Origin of the sequence: Acinetobacter sp. BD54, from assembly GCF_044778325.1 — a bacterium.
Classification (GTDB): Bacteria; Pseudomonadota; Gammaproteobacteria; order Pseudomonadales; family Moraxellaceae; genus Acinetobacter; species Acinetobacter baumannii.
Genome location: NZ_JANJEP010000009.1, coordinates 34563 through 57041, shown reverse-complemented (window position 1 = coordinate 57041; position 22479 = coordinate 34563). Strand labels below are relative to the sequence as shown.

17 protein-coding genes and 2 tRNA genes are annotated in these 22479 nt (G+C 41.9%); 15 read left to right on the top strand and 4 right to left on the bottom strand.

Translation table 11 applies throughout. The features are described from left to right. Positions 1-18: 18 nt before the first annotated feature. From NQ782_RS14740 to NQ782_RS14710, 7 genes are read left to right on the top strand one after another with little or no spacing between them, the layout of a single operon-like run. On the top strand, positions 19-1794 hold the full coding sequence (locus tag NQ782_RS14740) for an acyl-CoA dehydrogenase (RefSeq protein WP_085947910.1): 1776 nt from the start codon (positions 19-21) through the stop codon (positions 1792-1794). Then, on the top strand, positions 1791-2051 hold the full coding sequence (locus tag NQ782_RS14735; protein ID WP_001030690.1) for an acyl carrier protein: 261 nt from the start codon (positions 1791-1793) through the stop codon (positions 2049-2051). Before NQ782_RS14740 ends, NQ782_RS14735 begins: the two co-directional genes overlap by 4 nt. After that, positions 2048-6007: a non-ribosomal peptide synthetase gene (locus NQ782_RS14730; RefSeq protein WP_057094398.1), complete on the top strand. Its 3960-nt coding sequence runs from the start codon at positions 2048-2050 to the stop codon at positions 6005-6007. The genes NQ782_RS14735 and NQ782_RS14730 overlap by 4 nt, the downstream gene beginning before the upstream one ends. A 24-nt stretch (positions 6008-6031) precedes the next feature. Further along, a complete protein-coding gene (locus NQ782_RS14725) occupies positions 6032-9682 on the top strand; it encodes an outer membrane lipoprotein-sorting protein (RefSeq protein WP_057094400.1) in 3651 nt (1216 codons plus the stop codon). Continuing rightward, positions 9679-10953, top strand: coding sequence for a DUF1302 family protein (locus NQ782_RS14720; RefSeq protein WP_002059317.1), 1275 nt, complete (start codon positions 9679-9681; stop codon positions 10951-10953). Before NQ782_RS14725 ends, NQ782_RS14720 begins: the two co-directional genes overlap by 4 nt. 53 nt (positions 10954-11006) lie before the next feature. Continuing rightward, positions 11007-12872: an alpha/beta fold hydrolase gene (locus tag NQ782_RS14715; RefSeq protein ID WP_057094402.1), complete on the top strand. Its 1866-nt coding sequence runs from the start codon at positions 11007-11009 to the stop codon at positions 12870-12872. Continuing rightward, a complete protein-coding gene (locus NQ782_RS14710) occupies positions 12865-13629 on the top strand; it encodes a 4'-phosphopantetheinyl transferase superfamily protein (protein ID WP_001286036.1) in 765 nt (254 codons plus the stop codon). Before NQ782_RS14715 ends, NQ782_RS14710 begins: the two co-directional genes overlap by 8 nt. Positions 13630-13723: 94 nt before the next feature. On the opposite strand, the gene NQ782_RS14705 is transcribed toward NQ782_RS14710, so the two are convergent. Together NQ782_RS14705 and NQ782_RS14700 are read right to left on the bottom strand one after the other, a co-directional pair. Beyond that, positions 13724-13799 (bottom strand) — tRNA-Gly (locus NQ782_RS14705). 45 nt (positions 13800-13844) lie between these two features. Continuing rightward, positions 13845-13920 (bottom strand) — tRNA-Gly (locus NQ782_RS14700). Between the two features lie 230 nt (positions 13921-14150). Between NQ782_RS14700 and NQ782_RS14695 the strand changes: the two genes are divergently transcribed. From NQ782_RS14695 to NQ782_RS14675, 5 genes are all read left to right on the top strand, one after another. Further along, the gene (locus tag NQ782_RS14695) at positions 14151-14459 is read left to right on the top strand and encodes a BolA family transcriptional regulator (protein WP_000051228.1); all 309 of its coding nucleotides are present in this window, start codon (positions 14151-14153) and stop codon (positions 14457-14459) included. 11 nt (positions 14460-14470) lie between these two features. Further along, positions 14471-14863: a SirB2 family protein gene (locus NQ782_RS14690; protein WP_000338675.1), complete on the top strand. Its 393-nt coding sequence runs from the start codon at positions 14471-14473 to the stop codon at positions 14861-14863. 76 nt (positions 14864-14939) lie between these two features. Continuing rightward, positions 14940-15782 carry a ParA family protein gene (locus NQ782_RS14685; protein ID WP_057094582.1) on the top strand — a complete coding sequence of 281 codons (843 nt, stop codon included), beginning with the start codon at positions 14940-14942 and terminating at the stop codon, positions 15780-15782. 10 nt (positions 15783-15792) lie between these two features. Further along, positions 15793-16179: a hypothetical protein gene (locus NQ782_RS14680; RefSeq protein ID WP_000677531.1), complete on the top strand. Its 387-nt coding sequence runs from the start codon at positions 15793-15795 to the stop codon at positions 16177-16179. 215 nt (positions 16180-16394) lie between these two features. Further along, complete coding sequence (locus NQ782_RS14675; RefSeq protein WP_000573143.1) at positions 16395-16985, top strand: LysE family translocator; 591 nt, start codon at positions 16395-16397, stop codon at positions 16983-16985. 8 nt (positions 16986-16993) lie between these two features. Here NQ782_RS14675 and NQ782_RS14670 read toward each other — a convergent pair whose 3' ends face one another. Further along, entirely contained in the window at positions 16994-17635 is a 642-nt protein-coding gene (locus tag NQ782_RS14670; protein ID WP_000421344.1) for a DedA family protein, read from the bottom strand. Positions 17636-17828: 193 nt separating this feature from the next. On the opposite strand from NQ782_RS14670, the gene NQ782_RS14665 reads away from it, so the two are divergent. Beyond that, the gene (locus NQ782_RS14665; protein ID WP_000483007.1) at positions 17829-18266 is read left to right on the top strand and encodes a DoxX family protein; all 438 of its coding nucleotides are present in this window, start codon (positions 17829-17831) and stop codon (positions 18264-18266) included. Between the two features lie 57 nt (positions 18267-18323). Here NQ782_RS14665 and NQ782_RS14660 read toward each other — a convergent pair whose 3' ends face one another. Next, complete coding sequence (locus NQ782_RS14660) at positions 18324-19541, bottom strand: DUF445 domain-containing protein (protein WP_169518027.1); 1218 nt, start codon at positions 19539-19541, stop codon at positions 18324-18326. A 387-nt stretch (positions 19542-19928) separates the two neighbouring features. On the opposite strand from NQ782_RS14660, the gene guaA reads away from it, so the two are divergent. Next, positions 19929-21497 carry a glutamine-hydrolyzing GMP synthase gene (gene guaA, locus NQ782_RS14655; RefSeq protein WP_000210750.1) on the top strand — a complete coding sequence of 523 codons (1569 nt, stop codon included), beginning with the start codon at positions 19929-19931 and terminating at the stop codon, positions 21495-21497. A 65-nt stretch (positions 21498-21562) separates the two neighbouring features. Continuing rightward, the gene (locus tag NQ782_RS14650) at positions 21563-22351 is read left to right on the top strand and encodes an ANT(3'')-II family aminoglycoside nucleotidyltransferase (RefSeq protein ID WP_057094580.1); all 789 of its coding nucleotides are present in this window, start codon (positions 21563-21565) and stop codon (positions 22349-22351) included. Positions 22352-22479: the final 128 nt, after the last annotated feature.

Sequence of the window (22479 nt, the reverse complement as noted above, 5' to 3'; positions counted from 1 at the left end):
ATGTCACTTACGTCCAATTTGCGGCAGTTTCAATCTGCCGCTCGTCTGGAGCAAATTTTAGGCTCCGTACATGATACCAATAATGATTTTTCTTGGTCCGCAGCTATCGAGCGTGATGAGAAAGAGCAATATCCACAGCGAGCTGTTGATTTTCTGAATGCGGTGGGTATGAACCGTTTCTATGTGCCTTCAGAGCTTGGAGGCCGTATGGAAATTGGTGAAGAGTTGTTATATCTGCATCGCGTGTTGGCACGACGCGATCTGACCATCAATTCGACCTATAGCACGAATGCTTGGTCTGTGATCGTATGGATCGGTGGTAATGAGAGCCAATGCCAAAACATCGCTAATCGAATTTTAAGTGGTGCTGCTCCAGCGCTGGCTTATAGTGAGAAAGCGCATGGTGCTGACCTGTTATCTAGTGAAGTGACTGCGCAACCTTCCGACAGTAAGTACGTCTTAAATGGCGAGAAATGGTCGATCAATCGCGCCACTCTAGGTGACTCTTTAAGTCTAATCGCTAAAACGTCAAATGATCGTGGACCCCGTAGCCTGAGTGCATTCTGGCTCGATAAGCGTCATATGGCTTCTAAAGGTACGTATAGCCTGAACCGCCTGCCAACAGTGGGCATGCGTGGTTTAGATATCAGCGGTATTGGTTTTAATAACGCTGAAATTCATAAAGATGCCCTAATCGGTGAAGAAGGCCAGGGGTTAGAACTTGGACTCAAAACTCTACAGGTAACACGTGCATATTGCAGTAGTTTCTCTCTAGGTGCCGGCGATACGATGCTACGCATCGCAACCGAGTTTGCGATTGAACGCGAGTTATATAACAAAAAAGTAATAAGCATACCGTTGGTACGTGAGCAACTCGCTACAGCTTATGCCTACCTTTTAGCAGCGGAGGTGTTATCACTTGTTGGTGCGCGAGGGTTACACGTTTGTATCAATCAATTCAGTACATGGTCACCAATCGTCAAGGTACTGGTGCCTGAATATGTAGAGTCGCTTGCCAAAATCACATCCTCAGTGCTTGGGTCACGTTTTTTCTTAAGAAATGCATATGCAGATGGAATGTTCCAGAAAGCATTCAGGGACCATCTGATTGTCAGTGTGTTTGACGGTAGTAGCACCGTCTGCCTAGACAGTCTGAGTTTTCAGCTCAAATCTGCCAATAAAGGGCGCAGCAAAAAAGCCGACCATCTCAATCAAGCTGAAGCGAAAGCACGCTATCGCCAGTTATATGACTTACAGGTAGAGACAGGTGCTATTGATTTCCGTGAGCTTGAGATTTTCAACCGAGATGGTGACTTGGTGATGGAGTCACTCGAAACAATCATCGAAATGCTCAACGACTCTAATGTCACAGTTGGGTTGTCTGCTGAGACGCTAGCTACGCTACATGAGCGAGCAAACCAGCTTCTTGTTGAACAGCGTTCATTGGATCAAAAAATTCAGGACTACTTTTCAAATTCTGAGCAAAGCAAGGAGTTTGAAACGATGCGCTTCAGTCTCGCCCGTGACTACGCCGAGTTATTCGCTCGTATTGCTGTGTTGGGTTTCTGGGTTTTTAACCGCCATGGTTTAAGGCCTGCTTTACAGGATGGTGCATGGCTGATCATTTTCTTAAATGCTGCTGAAGGGCAGACAGCTCCTCCTATGACGTCACTACGTGAAAGCACATTGGCAGATCTGCTGGACCGAATTTCAACCAATCACATGTTATCTGTCATCGATTTTGCACTGGCACCGCGTGATGCCAAACCGGTTAAAAAGGAGATTACCCCATGAATAAAGATAAAGCTTACTGGAGCGCAATCATTCGTACGCTAGTCGCTAAAGAGATGCGCGTAGAGCCTGAGACGATTGATCCAGATCAAAAATTTACCAGTTATGGTCTTGATTCGATTGTTGCTTTGTCTGTTTCTGGGGATTTAGAAGATCTGACGAAATTAGAACTTGAGCCAACACTATTATGGGATTACCCAACAATCAATGCGTTGGCTGAATATCTTGTTTCTGAGTTGCAGCAGGGAGTTGCTTCATGAACAACCTTGCACGACTAGAACCGGAAGTTCTGTCGCGTCATGCGATTTCTGCAGAGCAGCTTGGCATTTGGTATATCCAGCGTCTTGAGCCAACTTGCAGTGCTTACAATATGGTGGTGGCCTTTGATGTGAAGGTCAACCAGTCATTGGGTAACAAGCCAATAGAGATACTAGAAGCGGTAATGCATGATTATCCGCTACTACGTGTAAGTATGCCTGCCAATGATCAGGGAATTGAGCAACTGATCTGGGATCGCGTATATCCAAATATCATCTTTTCTGATGCTCGTCATATTGAAGCTTCTGATTTGACGCAATTGGTTGAACAGGACACCAAGCAGCCATTTGACCTGACTCAGCCACCGTTGTGGCGTATTCATTGTTATGAACGCGGTCAAAATCATTATGTGATCGCATTTGTGATTCATCATGCGCTCATGGATTTTTGGTCAATTGGTTTGTTGCTGCGAGATGTCAGTAAACGTTTTGGAATCGTTGCAGAGTCGGATGCAGTGAACGGAATCGAGTTTGCACAGTATGCCGATAAGCAGCAGAGCAGCGTGATTGATGATACTGATGAGAGCTTAATTTTCTGGAAAAATGCACTGAAGCATGCACCACATGTGCATAGCATTCCACTTGATTATCCTCGTCCAGCCGTACAGCATCATAAAGGTAGCTCACTGGTTTTCCGTGTGCCTGAGTCAGTGTCATCTGGCCTTGTAAACTTAGCAAAAGATTATGAGATCACATTGTTCGGGCTTGTGCTATCTGGCTTTTATGTTCTGCTACACAAACTCTCTAATGAAAATAATCTAGTGATTGCTACGCCCGTAGCAGGTCGACTTGAACGTTCTTTACGCAATGCATTGGGGCAGTTTGTCAACACGATTGCTATTCACATAGACATCGATGCTGACCAGACTTTACGTCAATTTACGCAGCAGGTTCAGGAACAATTAAGACAAAGCCTTAAACATCAAAAAATTGCCTTTTCTAGAGTAGTTGAAGCTGTCTCACCAAAGCGTGATGGCAGTATTAATCCATTGGCTCAGATAGGAATGTTCTGGGAACGTCTAGGTGGTATGGATGAGTTTAAAGAACTGCTCCTACCAATTCAGACTCCAGCTACTTTGGTTGGACAAGATTTGACATTAGGAAGTTTTCCGGTTCGCCAGCAAGAAGGACAGTTGGATATTACGCTGGAAATGGGCGGTGAATATCAAGGTGAACTCGTTGGCGTATTGAAATACAACACTGATCTATTTTCTGCACAGTCTGCCGAGAATATGGTGCAACTGCTGAAAGCTGTACTCGCAGAGATGGTGGCCCATCCTGAACGCAAGATTGTTGAGCTAGATATCGCACCTGATTATAAAGATGGTATCCAGTTCGAGGCCCTCCGTGGAAAGATGACTGATTATGCTCAATATGATCTATTCGCAATGATTCTAAAGCAGATTGAAGAGCGTGGTGACAATCATGCTTTGACCTCAAACGATCATGTGGTTAGCTATCGTGAGTTAGGTCAACATATTGCTGGTATTGCTGAATATTTACGTATACACGGTATTACTCAGGGCGATCGTGTAGGTCTAATGTTAGACCGCACAGCGTTATTGCCAGCAGCAATCCTTGGGATCTGGGCGGCAGGTGCAGCTTATGTACCACTGGATCCTAATTTCCCAACTGAACGTCTACAGAACATCATTGAAGATGCCGACCCTAAAGTCATCTTGACTCAAACCGAGTTAATGGATGCTCTTAACGTTTCTGTGCCTCGCTTAGATATCAATCAAGCTGGTGTTGTGGCACTTGAACAAGTGCGCGAGACGCTTGCCTTTGGTGACATAGCTTATGTGATGTACACATCAGGCTCGACAGGTAAGCCTAAAGGTGTCCGTATTGGGCATCCTTCAATTATCAATTTCTTGCTATCTATGAATGATAGATTGCAAGTAACGACTGAAACTCAGCTATTAGCAATTACCACGTATGCCTTTGATATTTCAATTCTTGAATTACTCATTCCGCTGATGTACGGCGGTGTGGTCCATGTTTGCCCACGTGAAGTATCACAAGATGGCAATCAATTGGTGGATTATCTAAATGCTAAGTCTATCAATGTCCTGCAGGCAACACCGGCTACTTGGAAAATGCTCTTAGACAGCGAGTGGAGCGGCAATGCGGGATTGACAGCACTCTGTGGAGGCGAAGCGTTAGATACTATTCTGGCAGAAAAACTGCTCGGTAAAGTCGGTTGTCTATGGAATGTCTATGGTCCGACCGAAACTACAGTGTGGTCTAGTGCGGCTCGTATCACTGATGCAAAGTATATTGATTTAGGTGAACCACTGGCGAATACCCAGCTTTATGTCCTTGATGAGCAGCAGCGTTTAGTTCCACCAGGCGTTATGGGTGAGCTTTGGATTGGCGGTGATGGTCTGGCAGTTGATTACTGGCAACGCCCTGAACTGACAGATGCACAATTTAGAACATTGCCATCTCTACCAAATGCCGGTCGACTCTACCGTACAGGGGATAAAGTCTGCCTGCGTACAGATGGACGTCTGACTCATCACGGACGTCTGGATTTTCAGGTCAAGATTCGTGGGTTCCGTATCGAACTAGGTGAAATCGAGAATGTCCTCAAACAGATCGACGGTATCACAGATGCAGTAGTGCTGGTTAAAACTACAGGTGACAACGACCAGAAACTGGTGGCATATGTAACTGGACAAGAGCTTGATATTGCTGGTTTAAAAAAGAACCTGCAAATCCATCTTCCAGCTTATATGGTGCCAAGTGCGTTTATCCGATTGGATGAGTTTCCAATGACGGCCAACAAGAAGTTGGATCGTAAGGCATTTCCTGAGCCGATCTTTGAGCAGAGCAATGATTATGTTGCACCGCGTGATCCGATTGAAATCGAACTGTGTACTACCTTTGAGCAGATCTTGTCGGTCAAGCGAGTTGGTATACATGATGATTTCTTCGAACTAGGTGGGCATTCACTATTAGCTGTGAAGCTTGTCAACCATCTCAAAAAGGCTTTTGGTACCGAACTGTCAGTTGCTTTGTTGGCACAGTACTCCACTGTGGAACGTCTGGGTGAGATCATTCGTGAAAATAAAGAAATTAAACCATCCATCGTAATTGAGCTGCGCCGTGGAACCTATGAGCAACCGCTGTGGCTGTTCCATCCGATTGGTGGCAGTACCTTCTGTTATATGGAACTTTCGCGTCATCTTAATCCGAACCGTACACTACGTGCTATTCAGTCTCCTGGACTGATTGAGGCAGATGCTGCGGAAGTGGCGATTGAAGAAATGGCGACGCTCTATATTGCTGAAATGCAAAAGATGCAGCCTCAAGGACCTTATTTCCTTGGTGGCTGGTGTTTCGGTGGTGCGATTGCCTACGAGATTAGCCGTCAGTTGCGTCAAATGGGACAACAGGTCACAGGAATAGTCATGATCGATACGCGTGCTCCAATTCCAGAAAATGTACCTGAAGATGCCGACGATGCCATGCTTTTGTCTTGGTTCGCCCGTGATTTGGCTGCACCTTATGGCAAAAAGTTGACGATCCCAGCGCAATATTTGCGTGAGTTGAGTCCAGATCAAATGTTTGATCATGTACTTAAAGAAGCTAAAGCCATTAATGTTCTGCCTCTCGATGCAGACCCATCAGATTTCCGACTTTACTTTGATACTTATTTGGCGAATGGCATCGCACTCCAGACCTATTTCCCAGAACCTGAAGATTTTCCAATCCTTTTGGTCAAGGCCAAAGATGAGCAGGAAGACTTTGGAGAAAGTCTAGGTTGGGATCAACTAGTCAAAGACACGTTGACACAAGTCGATTTGCCTGGTGACCACTCATCAATTATGTACGCTGAGAATGTCGTGGCTGTAGCCCATACCATTGATCAGATGTACCCAATTCCTGCATAAGAAATATAAGAAGGTAGAACCACTATGGTGACCATAGAACATGCTTTCCTCATACCGGCCGAGATTGACAAGGTTTTCACTTACCTTGCAAACCCGGCCAATGATGCAGGTTGGCAATTGTCGTGTAAACATTCTGAACTGCTAGACAGTACTCCGCGTGTGGGTAGTAAGTACGAAATCGGTTTTAGCTTTATTGGTCGTGAAATGTCCTTTAAAGGTGAAATTACACATCTGGTACCGAACGAATTGTATGCGTTTAAAGTAGTGGAGGGGCCCTTTCACTACACAGGTACTTACCGTTTCAAACCACATCCGGAAGGTACGTGGATTGAATGGGTGTTTGAAGCTGAACCAGGTAGTTTTTTTGGTGTATTGCCGCCAGCACTGCTAAAAAAGATGGTGCTCGCCCAGTTCAAAAAAGATGTCGACAATCTTCAAGCATTGGCTCAGAAGGGTGAAGCCTATGAGTCGGTTGGCAATGAAAATAAACCAACTCTCGAAACCAATAAACCACCTCATAAGACTCAACAAATGATGGAGAGATACGCGCGTTGGATTCTTAGCCACCGCCGTATTGTCTTGACTGTGGTGATGCTCTTAACACTTGCTCTGGCATATCTGGCATCTGGTGTAAAAATTATTATTGACCCAGATGCACTTGCACCTAAAGGGCATCCCTACATCACCTCGACCAAGCTGATTGAAAAGAAATTCGGCTCCAAATATATGGTCGTGATTGGTATTACTCCGAAGCAGGGTGATATTTATCAGCCGCAAGTATTGGAGAAAGTCAAACGCATTACCGAAGAAGTTGATAATGCACCGGGCGTGGTCCGTTCCACGATGATGAGTCTGGCTGCACGTCAGGCAAAAGGTATCGAGGCGAATGCAGAAGGGTTCGATGCCAAGAAACTATTGCCGAGTAGTTCAGTCACTCAAGAAGATATCGATCACCTGAAAAAACTGCTGGCACTGAATCCAACCTATATGAATTCAGTGGTATCTAAAGATCAACAAACTGCTGCGATTTTGCTTGAGCTTGAGGAAAGTCCAGAGGGCTTCCAGAAAATGATGGGCCCGATTAATAAAATCGTAGAAAGCGAACAATCTAAAGATATGACCATCAGTGTCGGTGGCAATCCTGTGTATCTGGATAAAGCTGAAGACTACTCTAAGCGTATCAATATCTTGTTCCCGATTGCCGTATTGGTGATTGGTTTATTGCACTTTGAAGCATTCCGCAGCAAGCAAGGTTTGATTCTGCCACTCGTTACAGCTTTGTTGGCTGTGGCATGGGGTATGGGCATGATGGGCCTGTTCAAACAGCCGATGGATATCTTTAACTCGCCTACGCCGATTCTGATTCTAGCGATTGCAGCAGGGCACGCCGTGCAGTTGCTCAAGCGCTACTATGAAGATTTTGATCGTCTGATTGCCCAAGGAATGGAGCCTAAAGCTGCCAATAGCGAAGCTGTAGTGCAGTCTTTGGTTCGTATGGGTCCGGTTATGGTGTTGGCTGGTGGTATTGCAGCAGCTGGATTCTTCTCTCTGTTGACTTTCAACATTCCAACGATTCGTTCATTCGGTATTTTTACAGGGATCGGGATCATCAGTACGCTGGTGATTGAGATGACTTTTATTCCGGCACTCCGCTCAATGTTGCCACCACCTTCGGTTGTGAAGGTCAAACGTAAAGGCTTGCCAATTTGGGATTGGATTCCAAACCGTATTGGTGATGTCATTTTGTCAGTTCGTCCACGAATGATGTTAATGACTGCGATTGCGGCAATGGGCGTCTTACTTGCTATCGGCACGAGCCGTATTGTGGTGGATAACGATAGCCGTAATTTCTTCTCTCGCGACTTACCAATGCAACAAGACGACAGATTCTTGAATCAGTCTCTTGGTGGCACAAACAGCCTTTATATTATGGTTGATACGAAGGTTCGTGATGGTATTGAAAACCCTGAAATCTTAAAAGCGATTGATAATACAGAAAAGTTCGCGAACTCAATTCCAGAGGTCGGTAAAACCATCTCTATCGTGGACTATATCAAACGAATGAATCAGGCAATGAATGCTGATCAGCCGCAAGCATTTCAGGTTCCTGCAACCAAAGATGTCGTTGCTCAGTATCTGCTGCTGTATTCAATGTCTGGTGAGCCGACTGATTTTGATTCATACATTGATACCACCCAGCGCTATGCCAAGATCACGATTCTTCTGAAAACTGGCAGTAATCATCGCATTAAAGAAATCCTTGAGTCGCTAAAAACGTATATGGCGGGTCAATTGGGCGATAAAGCTGTAGTAAGTTTTGGTGGTGATGTAACGCAGACCATTGCTTTGACTGAAACGATGGTTCACGGCAAGCTCATGAACATTCTACAAATTTCATTTGCCGTATTCTTTATTTCAGCATTGGTCTTCCGTTCGATTTCAGCTGGACTGATTGTTCTGACTCCACTTCTGTTCTCAATTCTTGCCATCTTTGGCGTGATGGGCTGGCTCGACATTCCGCTCAATATTCCGAACTCTCTCATCTCGGCCATGGCTGTAGGTATTGGTGCGGATTATGCCATCTACTTCCTCTACCGCTTGCGTGAAATCTTGCTCGAAGAAGGCGGTGATATCAAAGACGCTATTCGTAAAACTTTAAGTACTGCTGGTAAGGCATCTCTTTTTGTCGCGACTGCGGTTGCTGGTGGGTATGGCGTATTGTCCTTATCACAAGGCTTTCACGTCCATCAATGGCTCGCGATGTTTATTGTGATTGCGATGCTTTTCAGTGTATTTGCAACCTTAATTATGGTACCTACAATGATTCTAATATTAAAACCTCGTTTTATCTTTTCTTCAAAGAAGAAGAGCATACCTGTTGCGCAAACCGTGGTGACAAGCCTTTTGTTGGGTACAGCGCTCACAATATCGATGCCTAAAACATCTCATGCAGATGAAGTTCAAGATATTGTTAATCGTAGTGATGATGCCTCTAAGTTCTTGTCTTCAACGGCTAGTGCCAAATTTATTTTGACCTCTAAAAATGGCGAGCAACGTGTACGTTTAACTAAAAATATGACTAAGCTTGCTGGAAATACGCAGAACAACATGCGTTTGACTGAGTTTATCTCGCCAGCAGATGTCCAAGGAACCACGACACTGTTAATTGAAAATGCAAAAGGCAGCGATAGCATGTTCGTCTATTTACCTGCATTGAAAAAAGTACGCCGTCTTGCCTCAGCGAATAAAGGTGATGCTTTTATTGGTACGGACTTTAGTTATGGTGATGTCCTTGGCTATAAGCTCAGTGACTGGAAATACACGAAACTTGCAGATGGCAAATTTAATGGCAAAGATTGCTACATGATTGAAGCAACACCAATCAATAATACGGTGAAGAGTGACTTTGGTTATAGCAAACGTCGTATGTGCATACTCAAAGACAACTTTGTTACAGCAACCATCGACATTTGGGATACAGCAGGCAAGCCATTAAAACACATTGAGTTCACGGATATCCGTCCTTACGGCAAAGTGAAACCAAGATGGCAAGCCATGAAATCTATGGCGAAGAATCTGCAAACTCAACATATGACGCAAGTGATCGTCAATGATTTTGCGGCAGAAAAAACCTTGTCCGATAAGCTTTTCTCACCGCAGAGTCTTGAGAAATGACGCAAGGTGCCTATTGGGTATTTGTATGCTGCAGTAGCTTTATGCTACTGCAGCATACTTATGCAGATGACAGCGAAATGAGTTTTGTGAGCCAAAACTCAGCTAGACTCGATGTGTGGTCATCAGATCGTGATTTAAGTTCGTTAAAAAACATTGGGCAAGCAAGTTTCTGGTCCAATGGTACACTCAAATTTAACCCTGCATTTAAGCTGCATTACGACATAGTGGTTTCAGACGAAACGGACCACACTGTAAACCCAGATCAGGTGAGTAAGGTAAATCGTAACTTACGTGAGTTGTATGCCTCTTATAACTGGGATCAGACGTTTTATCTCGACTTAGGACGTCAGATTGTAGTTTGGGGGAGAGCTGATGGGATTAACCCAACGGATAACCTATCGCCCCGTGACTATACGCGTCTAGTACCAGATGAGACAGATCAACGTCTAGGAAATGATGCACTCAAATTGACTTATATTCCTGAATCTGGAACCAATAAATGGACGGCATTGTGGTATCCGCGTAGTCGTTCAGATGTGATTCCATTGCGTCAGATTGCTGGTGTTCAGTATGACATAGACCGTAAGAGCCGTCCCGCATTTGCAATGCGTTGGGATTATTCCGTAGATGGTCTAGATGTAGGGGCGTCGTATTTCTCAGGTTTAGATCATATGCCTGATCTGTCAGTTCTTTCAGCGTCTCCAACCGGGGAGGCCACATTGCAACTGAAAAATAACCCTATGTCTGTCTATGGGTTTGATTTCAGTTATAACCATAACGATCTCGTATGGCGCGGTGAAGCTGCATATACAAAGACTGACTCGAATGGTAGCGAAGATCTTATCCATAAGAAAAATAATTTAACTGTGGTTATGGGGCCGGAATGGTCATTAAAAAATTCTACGCTGAGTTTAGTAGGCGTGTACAAGCATACAGAGGACTTCAAATCTGCCGATAACCTAACAAATCCATTAGTGAGAGAAGTCTACCGTTATCAGCAAACGATTAGTGATCAATATGAGCAAGATCAGTATGGAGCTATGCTGCGTTATGCGCTTAACCTATTGAATGACAATTTAAAGTTAGAATTTACAGGATTCTATTTTGCACCAGAGCCTAATGAATTGTTGAGAGTACGTATTAACTACAACCTCAATGATCACTGGCAGTTGAATGCAGGCGGAGATCGCTTCTGGGGCAGAAATGATACGGTACTAGGACAATTTAGAGATAACAGTCTGGTGTATGCCCAGGTTCGATATAACTTTTAAGATAACTCGCTTCAAAACAATGCTGGAGTGCCCAGCACCTAATAAGGTGATTTATGGATAATTTAAATAACGCAAAAAAAGATAATTTTTCACGGAAGACCATATTAGTAACAGGTGCAGCAGGTTTTATTGGCAGCAGATTGATCGTTGAACTTCTGCGTGAAGGTCATCAGGTGATTGCTGCGCTGCGTAATGCCGCAACCAAGAAAGATAAGCTATTAGGTTTCATTGCAACAGAAGGACTGGTCGATCCGTCTATTTCGTTTGTCGAATATGATTTAAGCCGCGATTTTAAGCTGGACTCTCTATTATCGGACGCCCAGACAAAAATCCATGTAATTTATCATCTCGCAGCATCATTTAATTGGGGCATTAGCAAAGCTGAAGCTGAGCGTACCAATATTAAGTCAGGGCTGGCGTTAATTGAATGGGCTGCAACATTGAAGCAGCTTGAGCGATTTATCTGGATTGGCGGGTATCGTGTGGCTGCGCCGCCGCAAGAATCGGCTGATGAGTTGTATTGCAAACATGGTGGTTATGAGGCTTCAAAAATTCTAGGGCATCAAGCTTTCATTGAGGCCTGTAAGCGTTTAAATGTGCCATGGACTGCAATAAATCCAGCCACAGTCATTGATGGTTTTTATAATTATGGCGATATGCAATATATCGGTATTGCTGACATGATTGATAAGCTCTATCAGGGACGTTTACTGGCATTACCTGGTGGCCGTGACACATTCCTGCCACTATGCAATATGCAGTATATCGTGAGCTTTTTGATCCGAACGATGTCTTATCCTGAAACTATTGCTCAGGAATATATGCTGCTTGATCCTGCGACACCCAAATTTCATCGCCTAGTTCACCTAGCTGCTGAGCATTTGGGAGTTAGCTCACCACATTTACAAATACCTAAAGTTTTGCTCGAGAAATTACCAGAGGTATTACTTGACGGTTCTAAAGAGCAACTTTCTTTCATTTCTACCGAGCACTACCATGTTGCTGGGGCAGAGGCGATGGCGGCGAAGATGGGCATCGCAGACCTGATCAGTATCATGCCTTATTTTTCTCGCTGGATTGATCGCTTGGTGTTTACACGTTTTGGTCGTATGCAAGTACCAACACCTAATTCTTTTAGCTATCAGAACCGCTATTGGATAGAAATTTATACTAAACAGCCAGTTGGTTCAGAAAAAGTTTCTGCATTATTTTTACACGGCATTCCATTTGATAGTGCATGTTGGTCTCCAATCATCAATAAAATTACTTATGATCAGGTCGCTATGATGGACTTACCGGGACTTGGGCGTTCAGGTAGTTATGAAATGATGGAAGATAATAACCATCAATTTATTGATACTGCGGCAGAGCTTTTGGCACCAAATAGTGTGGTGATTGCCCACTCATTAGGATGTCTTTTTGCATTAAATCTTGCAAAGAAATATCCAGATAAAGTTGCACGCCTTATCCTTATATCACCTTATTTTGTTCAGGCACAGGCTGCAAAAATGTTTCAGATACAAGCGATATCTAAACTCATTTTCCGTTTTGTGCCGAAAGATGTGATTGCTAAAGATTTACATCCAGAGGGGCAACAAAATCTGTCAGTGAGATATGCGATGGATTCACTACGCCGCATTTCAGTGTCTAAGCATATTAGTGAGTACATGCATCACATTAATTTGCCGCAGCAGCGCGCAGCACAGACAGCTTTGCTTTCTGAGCTTCGATCTAAAATCGAGATTATTGTGGGAGAGAAAGATCCAATTGTTACTCCAATCAGTCCTGAGATTCCTGTACATATCATCGCTGGCGCAGGTCATAATCCACACGTTACCCATGTAGAAGCGGTTTATGATTACCTTACACCGGTTCTGACAAAGTACATCAGCACTACAGCACAGCTTAGTGATGTCTGATGTAGCGAACGTACAGGTTTATGTTTGCCCAGTTTCACGGGTACCAGACAACCATCTCATATTGAGTCATTATCTCAGCTTTCTCAATGCGGCAGAAAAGCTGAGATATGATCAATATCATCCTCATGTAGCGCGACTTTTCTTAATTTCTCGTGTGTTAATGAAGTCTGTTTTATCAGATAAGTTGGGTATCTCACCCCATGAGGTCATCATTCAATTACAACCTAACGGCAAACCATTTGTACGAGGCAATAAGGCTATTTATTTTAATCTTAGTCACTCAGCGGACCTTATTGTCTTTGCTGTGACAGAAAAAGGAGAAATAGGAGTCGATGTTGAAAGAATGAACCATGAGTTCGAATGGAGGCGTGTCGATAGCGTGTTAGCGCCAAGTGAAATTGAATGGATTCAGCAAAATGAATGGACTAATCCAACTAGTGTATATCAACGTTTTTTTCAAATATGGACCTTAAAAGAATCCTATATTAAATGTACTGGTGAAGGAATGAGCCGTCATTTAAAGAAGCTCAACTTTCATGTATCACCTGAACATATACAATTTTGCGATTTAACCAAGAATGATGTTCAAAGAACCGAGCAGTATCATTTTAAAAGTTATATCTATAATTATAGTTTTATCTTTTCCCTATGTTTACAGCAGAGTCATTGCCTAGAAAGCTTTAATATAGATTGTTTTCAATTATTACCTTATATATCTACACATCGAATAACTCTAGAACCTTGCGAACATAACTAACTTAAATCAAGGCAATGAGTGATTTTGAAATTCTAAATATATAAACAGATCAAAAGAAAAAGGCACTTACCTTTCGATAAGTGCCTTTTGAATTTGGAGCGGGAAACGAGACTCGAACTCGCGACCCCAACCTTGGCAAGGTTATGCTCTACCAACTGAGCTATTCCCGCATGTATGAGCAGTTTTTACTAAAACTTTCTCAAAAAAAACCAATCTGGAGCGGGAAACGAGACTCGAACTCGCGACCCCAACCTTGGCAAGGTTATGCTCTACCAACTGAGCTATTCCCGCGTGCCGCTTATAATACATTAAGCAAAACAAGGGTCAACAACTTTATGCAAATAATTATGCTGATTGCATAAAATAAAAACAGAAATGAGCATTTAGAGTTATTTTTATTGATAAGTTGCCGAATAAATAGACATTTTGTTTGAAGTCAAAGCGTACAAGAGCAACTTTTGTTTGTGTGTAGACAGGGTATACTAGGTCTAAATATACGAATAATCGTAAAAGGAAAAGCTATGAGCCTTGAACAACAGTTGATTGAACGGTTACAGACCCTTGCACCTAGCCATTTAGAAGTCATTAATGAGTCTGCCGGCCACGGTGGTTATTTTCCTGGTAAAGAATCCCACTTTAAAGTGATTGTGGTGAGTGAAGAATTTAACGGCTTGCGTTTGGTTCAACGTCATCAAAAAGTTTATGCCTTGGCTTCTGATTTAATGAATCCAGGACAAATTCATGCTTTAGCAATCCACGCTTATTTACCAAGTGAGTGGCAAGGCCAAGCGCCAGCGAGTCCAGAATGTGCACATGCACCTAAAAGCTAAGGGCTTAGTTTATGGATGCACATTTACTCACTAAAATTATCCATATGACTGCGGTAGCAGCCGCACTTATGGTTTTTGTATTACGCGCTTCTACACTATTTATTGGTGTACAAGGTGAACAACCTAACCCAGCAGGGCGTAAAGCTTTAGTTGCTTTACAGCATTTGTCATTTACCGTGGTTTTCATTACCGGAGCAATTTTACTGGTGATGAAGAACTTTCAGGTCCAGCCATGGTTCTACGCTAAAATTATCTTATTTTTAGTGCTCTTATCATCTTTAATGAAAGCCTTTAAAAAGGATGACACTATTTTACTAGCTCAGCGCCGTGCGGGTTTGGTCATTAGTGCAATCGCATTTGTCGCCATTATTATTTTGGTAATAGTGAAACCTGTTTTTGCTTAATTGTTCTACATTCTTTGTCTTTTTGCGTAAGCTCTAGGTTAAACTGCATACAGTAAAAAAATATGTAGAGGGAAACATGCTAACTCGTGTGGTGTTTAACCAAAAAGGCGGTGTAGGGAAATCAAGTATTACTGTAAATTTGGCTGCCATTAGTGCCAAACATGGCTTAAGGACCTTGGTTATCGATCTTGATCCTCAAGCCAACTCAAGCCAATACCTTTTAGGTGAAGAAGCAACATACGCTGCTGATAAAGCAGTTTTAGAACCAAATATTGAAAACTTCTTTGAAGATGTGTTGGGAAATAATCAACAAAAAGGTTTAATTGGGAACGCACTGGGCTCAATTCTAAAAGCTCCACGCAACAAAGATCTCGACAGTTTTATACACTCTACATCCTTTGCAAAATTAGATGTGCTTCCGGCTAGCCCTACGCTCGGTGCTCTTGAACATGCACTTGAAAGCAAACATAAAATTTATAAATTGCGTGACTCTATTCAAAGCTTGGTTGGGCGCTATGACCGCATTTATATTGACACACCTCCAGCCTTTAACTTTTTCACATTGTCTGCATTAATTGCAGCAGATAAGGTTCTGATTCCTTTCGACTGTGATGTCTTTTCAAAGCGTGCTTTACAAACATTGATTGAAAATGTTCTCGAAACGCAAGATGATCATAATGATCGCTTGGAAATTGAAGGAATTGTGGTGAATCAGTTCCAGTCCCAAGCAAAACTACCTCGGGAAGTGGTTCAACAGTTAAAAGATGAAGGGTTACCCGTGCTCAATAGCATGTTACCGCCTTCGATTTTGATGAAAGAATCACATCAGAAAAATTTACCTTTGGCTCACTTAGCGCCAGAACACAAATTGACTCAGTCTTATGAGGCATTGTTCAGCGAAATTGAACCAAAACGATAAGAGAAAAATGATGAAAGGCTTATATATTGTGCCTTTGGCAGCGGCCACTTTACTATTGAGCGCTTGTGCTACAACGGTAAAACCGACTTATGTGTCTCCGACGCAGTACCAATCTTTGAGTTGCCAGCAGCTACAAAGTGAATATAACCGTATTCAACAATATATCGACAATGGTGTACAGACACCAAAAAGTACAGGTATGGGTGTTGGACTCGGGCTTGGCGGTGGCTGGGGACGAGGCGGTTGGGGATTCGGCCCATCCATCTCTGTCAATATGGGACAATCTTCTTCAACCAAAAACACCGAACTTTCACGTGTATTAGGTCAACAAGAAGCCATTGTTCAGGCTGCTCAGTTTAAGAATTGTCCAATTATTGTTCGGAAAAAGACGAATTAATCATCAGTTTTGCATCACAATATGCTAACTAATTGCATATTGTGATGAATAAAGTTTAGCAAAATGTTTCATAAAAAAATTATTATAAATCAATAATTTTTTAAAAATAAGCCTTAGAATAACTTGTATTCTTTCTAATCGGAATACGCTCTAAACTTGCTATATTTTGCCCATTTCGTTTAATGTTGCCGCATCTTTACTAATGTGGAAATTATATGATTGAGAGCTGGTTTTTTGTATTAGCAATGTTGGCTGTTTTACTTATTCCGGGCCCGACAAACGCATTACTTGCAACCGCCGCTCACTCACAAGGTTTATCTAAAACATTCTGGCTTATTCCAATGGAATGGTTGGGCTACGCTTATGGCATTAGTTTTTGGGCAGTGTTCATTCATTTGGCAGATCCGGTTTGGCCTGCACTACTGCTTATTTTGCACATCACTAGCGTATTATATGTATTCTGGATGGCATTCCGTTTATGGAAAACCACGCATTTACAACAATTTAGTCAAAATCATCGTAATATTCGCCCACGTCAATTATTCTTCTCAACTTTAAAAAATCCTAAGTCTTTACTTTTTGCCGCAGGTATTTTCCCCGCTGAAACATGGAATTCGCCTGAGAATTTTCTCATGGTTCTGGCTGCTTTTACTTTGATTCTTATTCCAGCAGCAAGTTTCTGGATGTTTTTCGGACGTGCTTTATTGACGGGATCAATGAAAAAAATAAAGGCCGATCATCTATATAAAGGATCGGCCATGTTACTTATTTTATGTATGCTTCCGGTGGTATTCCGTTTTTTCTAATTGCTCTTTTAAACGTTAGCTTTTCGATTTTTTAGCTTTTGACGTATGAAGCCGATCACACCCGGTAAAATACTAATAATAATGATGCCAAAAATAAGGTGGGTAAAGTTATCTTTTACAAGTGGATGTCCACCGAAGAGATAGCCTAAAGTGACAAAAGAAGCTACCCAACAGAATGCGCCAATTACGTTATAAGTTAAGAAAAACTTATAATTCATGCTGCCAGCGCCAGCAACGAAAGGTGCAAAGGTACGAGCAAATGGAATGAAACGTGCAAAAATAATAGTCTTGCCACCATGACGAGCGAAGAATTCTTGAGTCTTAATTAAATGTTGCTTATTAATAAAGCGTGAATTCATCTCAAATACGCGTGGACCGATAAAACGCCCAATATGATAGTTCACTGTATCGCCTAAAACCGCGGCAATGAAGAGTAGAATGCCCAGTAACCAAGGGTCCATTGTGCCTGTAGAAGCCGCTAAAGCACCTGCTGCGAACAGTAAGCTGTCACCCGGTAAGAACGGCATAACCACTAAACCGGTTTCGACAAAAATAATTAAAAATAAAATGCCATAAATCCACGTCCCGTAATTTGTGATAAATTCGGCGAGATGCTGATCAACGTGTAGAATAAAATCAAGAAGTTCCATGAGATGATTAAGTGGTAAACCGTGCTCAAATCCTAGCAGCGAGCCTATAGAAAGTCAGTATAAAACATCAAAAATATACAAATTGATCATCCTATTTGTGCAACGATATATATGGATTTTGAGTATTTAATTATCAATGTCCCAAACCTAGAATGAGTTCATCAACAAATAAGCATTAAATAAAGGTGGCAATATGTTTAATCCAAATGTGGTGGTCAAAAATATCGTGACGCAACCAGGCGCAGACAGTTTTATTAGCCTTGTTGCTCGTCTTCTTATCGCTTATATCTTTCTTGCTGCTGGTTGGGGGAAAATTACCGGTTATGCAGCAACTGCAGGATATATGGAAGCAATGGGTGTTCCAGGTGGACTTCTACCATTAGTTATTCTGGTTGAGTTCGGTGGTGGTTTAGCGTTGTTATTTGGTTTCCAAGCACGTTTCGCAGCTTTTGGTCTTGGGATCTTTAGCATCTTAACTGCGTTCTTATTTCACCAAGGTGGGGCTGATGCAGCAGCACAATATAACAATGGCATCCACTTTATGAAAAATCTTGCAATGGCAGGTGGTTTATTTTTCTTGATGCTTCATGGTGCTGGACGTATTAGCCTCGACCATGCAATTGAAAAATAATATCTAAAGCAAAATAAAAACCGGATGATTCATTCATCCGGTTTTTATATTTAAAAATTAAAGCATAAACTGGATTTGTAGCTCACCAACAACAAAACCAAGTACCGCGCCTACTGCAATGAGTGCCCACTCATCTTCTTTAAAGGCTGGACGTAGCATACCTTCAAATTCCGAAGGCGTTAATTTCTGCATACGCTCAATCAGGGTATTGCGAATATTCATGGCATCTTCTGCATAAGACTCAACATATTTCATGGTCTCTGGAAGTTGCTGCATGATACGTTCCGCAACCTGAGTTTTCATATTCTGGTATTTTTCTCCACCAATTGCATAAACAACGAGTGGGCGGATTACACCTGCTTGCATGTCAATTTCCTGTTTGACATGACGGTTAACCAGCTCAATAACACGTGCAGAGTGTGTACCTGAAAACAACTCTTCCATCATATGACGTGAAGTCAAAAGTTGTTTGGAAATTAAAGCTGCATAGTCAGCTGCCACTTCATTTTGACGTTTAATAAATAGACCTTGCCATGTATAGCCCAATATTTTTTTCGGATAGAGGGGTCTAAACATCATTTGTAGGGCAATCCAGTCACTAAAAAAACCTACAAATCCGCCAAACAGAGGTAGCATCCAAGGATATTTTCCTTGTGTGACAATCCAGCAGAGCATCTGGATTACACCAATACCAAAACCAAATACAAAACCAACGTTACTGAAAAACTTAAACTCTTGTTTGCCTACACGTTTAAAAATATTGTTCAGTAGGCGTTTGTCTTTAAGTAAATTACTAATGACCAAATGTTTAATATCAAAATATCGATTTACGTCACGTTGCACTTCACTCATGATGTGCTCGACAATTTCCGGGGCTTTTGATTGCACTCTGCGGATCAGTCTTTGGCGGGCAAACTCAGGCATACCTTCCCATAAGCCTGGTTGATATTCTTGGGCAACCTCACGGGTAATATCTTCTGCTGCTGCCATTAATGGTTTTTCAATTTCTTTAGCAATACGCTTTGGGTCAAGGCGAGCAAAAATTTCTTCGGGCTTAATGAGCTTAGCCGTCATAAGCTCTACAGCAGTCGTTGCCATTTTTTCGGCTTTACGAGGCACAATACCTTGCCAGCCAAAAAACGGTTTAATACCTTTAAATTCAAGTGGTGAAAACATCATTTGAATGGCAATCACTTTAGTGACATAGCCAATTAAACCACTCATGAAAGGAATAGAGACATACAACCAAAAATGTTGCTGGAAATCTGCAATCATAGTTTGAAGCATTGTTGTTCCTTAGATTTCTATTGATTTTGATATGGGGCAACAAGCCATAAAAAACGGATAACTGTTTAAGGTCAGACAAATATCGCTTAATGGTATTTACCTTTCCATGGTAATGCCTGTTTTATCGGGTCATCTTAACATCAAATTCATTATGATGTTGCATAGAATGTGATGAATTTATCAATGTGCATGAAGTTCTAAAGTAACTTTTATGGTATTGATAAATATAAATAAATAATATTTTATATCGATTATTCTAACTATTAAAATGATTCTAATATGAAAAAAATAAGATATATGATGATTTGCGGTGCGTCGAAGCGTGAAAAATGTTAAAATGGCGCGCTTAATTCTTTTGCCATTTAGTGGTTTGTCATGACTACCAATACTCAAATTACTGAAGATCGTATCCTGATCCTGGATTTCGGCTCTCAATATAGTCAGCTCATTGCACGTCGTGTACGTGAAGCTGGTGTTTACTCTGAAATGTATGCCTTTGATATGTCTGAAGAAGACATCCGTGCTTTTAAGCCAAACGGTATCATTTTATCAGGTGGACCTGAGAGTGTGCATGAAGAGGGCAGCCCTCGCGCACCGCAAGTGGTGTTTGAATTAGGCGTTCCAGTATTGGGTATTTGCTATGGTTTACAAACCATGTCTGAACAGTTAGGCGGTAAAGTTGAGCCGGGTACTGTACATGAGTTTGGTTATGCCGAAGTTGATATCGTTAAACGTGACCAACTTATTGGCAACTTACAAGACCGCGAAAACCAACTACACGTTTGGATGAGCCACGGCGACAAAGTGAGCCAGATTCCAGAAGGTTTTACGATTACTGCAAGCACACCAAGCTGTCCAGTTGCTGCTGTAAGTGATGAAACACGCCGTTTTTACGGTGTTCAGTTCCACCCAGAAGTAACACACACGGCAAAAGGTGAAGAGCTACTTTCTAATTTCGTTCACAAAATTTGTGGATGTGGTGGCCTTTGGACACCTGAACACATCATCGATTTGCGTGTAGAGCAGTTACGTGAGCAAATTGGTAATGAGAAAGTACTTTTAGGCCTTTCTGGTGGTGTTGACTCATCTGTTGTTGCTGCACTTTTACACAAAGCGATTGGTGATCAATTAACATGTGTATTTGTTGATAATGGTTTGCTTCGTTTAAACGAAGGTGACCAAGTGATGCAAATGTTTGCTGAAAACATGGGTATTCGTGTTATTCGTGCAGATGCAGAAGCGCGCTTCTTAAATGCTCTAGCTGGCGTTACCGATCCTGAAGCGAAGCGTAAAATTATTGGTCGTGAGTTTATTGAAGTATTTGCTGAAGAAGCACGTAAACTTGATGGCGTGAAATTCTTGGCGCAAGGTACAATTTACCCAGACGTAATTGAATCTGCTGCAAGCAAACAAGGTAAAGCACACGTTATTAAATCTCACCACAATGTGGGTGGTTTACCAGACGATTTAGCATTTGAATTGGTTGAGCCTTTACGTGACTTGTTTAAAGATGAAGTACGTAAATTAGGTACTACACTTGGCTTGCCACATAGCATGATCTACCGTCATCCATTCCCGGGCCCAGGTTTAGGCGTTCGTATTTTGGGTGAAGTGAAAAAAGAATATGCAGATATTCTTCGTCTTGCTGATGATATCTTTATGCAAGAGCTTCGTGACAGCGGCTGGTATGACAAAACAGCTCAAGCATTTGCTGTATTCCAACCTGTTAAATCAGTAGGTGTAGTCGGTGATGGCCGTCGCTATGCATGGGTGATTGCGCTTCGTGCAGTTGAAACAGTTGACTTTATGACAGCTCGTTTTGCACATTTACCATACGAATTGGTTGATAAAATCTCAACACGCATTATGAACGAAATTAAAGATGTATCACGTGTGGTATACGACGTGTCATCTAAACCACCAGCAACGATTGAGTGGGAATAATCAAATGAAAAGGCAGGATTAAATCCTGCCTTTTTTATATCTGTTTCTTCCGAAGGAGGTGAGAGATGTCTGATTTCATTCAGTTAGAATATCTACAAGAAAAATTACAGCAACTTTTAGCGGAATCATTATTTGCAATCTATCTTTATGGTTCAGCTGTTGATGGTGGCTTAGGGCCAGAAAGTGACCTTGATGTTCTGGTCGTGGTTACTCAACCATTAACATCTGCTTTACGCGAGCAGCTTGCACAAGAATTACTAAAAATTTCACAGCCTGTTGGGGAATTACAAAGACCATTAGAAGTTACTATTTTATTAAAAGATGAGATTCAGGCTGGAAATTATCCTTTAAGTTATGAAATGCAGTTTGGTGAATGGCTACGTGAAGAACTTAAAGAAGGTGGAACATTAAGTTCGCAGAAAGACCCAGATATTAGTATATTGCTTAGAAAAGCGAGATTTCATCATACAGTTTTATTTGGTCCAGCTTTGGACCAATGGGCACCTGAAATTTCTGATCAAGAACTATGGCAAGCAATGTCTGATACGTATCCCGAAATTGTAGCTCATTGGGATGAGGATGCAGATGAAAGAAACCAGATTTTAGCTTTATGCCGGATCTATTTTAGTTTAGTCATGAAGGATATTGCTTCAAAAGACAATGCAGCTCGATGGGTTATGCCTCAGCTTCCTCCTGAGCAGAAATTCGTATTGCAGCGGCTTATACAGGAATATAGAGGGGAAATCGGCAAGCGAAATTGGCAAGAGGAACATTATGCTTTGCAGCCTATTGTTAATTTTCTGAGTTCAAAAATTGAAGAGCAGTTTGAGCAGAAAAGAAATTTGATCACATAATAATTTTTTAGATTCTGGCTTTTTTACCGTCTTTACTAAAGATACGGCTATATAAGAGTGCTTAAGCACTCTTTTTTATTACTTAGTGTTTAAAGAAAATAATATTAATTTTAATAATTATCAAAACA

What these genes read in the sequence shown, in the direction of transcription:
- NQ782_RS14735 (WP_001030690.1), top strand. Translation starts at nt 1,791, where the DNA reads ATGAATAAAGATAAAGCTTACTGGAGCGCAATCATTCGTACGCTAGTC.
- NQ782_RS14730 (WP_057094398.1), top strand. Translation starts at nt 2,048, where the DNA reads ATGAACAACCTTGCACGACTAGAACCGGAAGTTCTGTCGCGTCATGCG.
- NQ782_RS14725 (WP_057094400.1), top strand. Translation starts at nt 6,032, where the DNA reads ATGGTGACCATAGAACATGCTTTCCTCATACCGGCCGAGATTGACAAG.
- NQ782_RS14720 (WP_002059317.1), top strand. Translation starts at nt 9,679, where the DNA reads ATGACGCAAGGTGCCTATTGGGTATTTGTATGCTGCAGTAGCTTTATG.
- NQ782_RS14715 (WP_057094402.1), top strand. Translation starts at nt 11,007, where the DNA reads ATGGATAATTTAAATAACGCAAAAAAAGATAATTTTTCACGGAAGACC.
- NQ782_RS14710 (WP_001286036.1), top strand. Translation starts at nt 12,865, where the DNA reads ATGTCTGATGTAGCGAACGTACAGGTTTATGTTTGCCCAGTTTCACGG.
- NQ782_RS14695 (WP_000051228.1), top strand. Translation starts at nt 14,151, where the DNA reads ATGAGCCTTGAACAACAGTTGATTGAACGGTTACAGACCCTTGCACCT.
- NQ782_RS14690 (WP_000338675.1), top strand. Translation starts at nt 14,471, where the DNA reads ATGGATGCACATTTACTCACTAAAATTATCCATATGACTGCGGTAGCA.
- NQ782_RS14685 (WP_057094582.1), top strand. Translation starts at nt 14,940, where the DNA reads ATGCTAACTCGTGTGGTGTTTAACCAAAAAGGCGGTGTAGGGAAATCA.
- NQ782_RS14680 (WP_000677531.1), top strand. Translation starts at nt 15,793, where the DNA reads ATGAAAGGCTTATATATTGTGCCTTTGGCAGCGGCCACTTTACTATTG.
- NQ782_RS14675 (WP_000573143.1), top strand. Translation starts at nt 16,395, where the DNA reads ATGATTGAGAGCTGGTTTTTTGTATTAGCAATGTTGGCTGTTTTACTT.
- NQ782_RS14670 (WP_000421344.1), bottom strand. Translation starts at nt 17,635, where the DNA reads ATGGAACTTCTTGATTTTATTCTACACGTTGATCAGCATCTCGCCGAA.
- NQ782_RS14665 (WP_000483007.1), top strand. Translation starts at nt 17,829, where the DNA reads ATGTTTAATCCAAATGTGGTGGTCAAAAATATCGTGACGCAACCAGGC.
- NQ782_RS14660 (WP_169518027.1), bottom strand. Translation starts at nt 19,541, where the DNA reads ATGATTGCAGATTTCCAGCAACATTTTTGGTTGTATGTCTCTATTCCT.
- guaA (WP_000210750.1), top strand. Translation starts at nt 19,929, where the DNA reads ATGACTACCAATACTCAAATTACTGAAGATCGTATCCTGATCCTGGAT.
- NQ782_RS14650 (WP_057094580.1), top strand. Translation starts at nt 21,563, where the DNA reads ATGTCTGATTTCATTCAGTTAGAATATCTACAAGAAAAATTACAGCAA.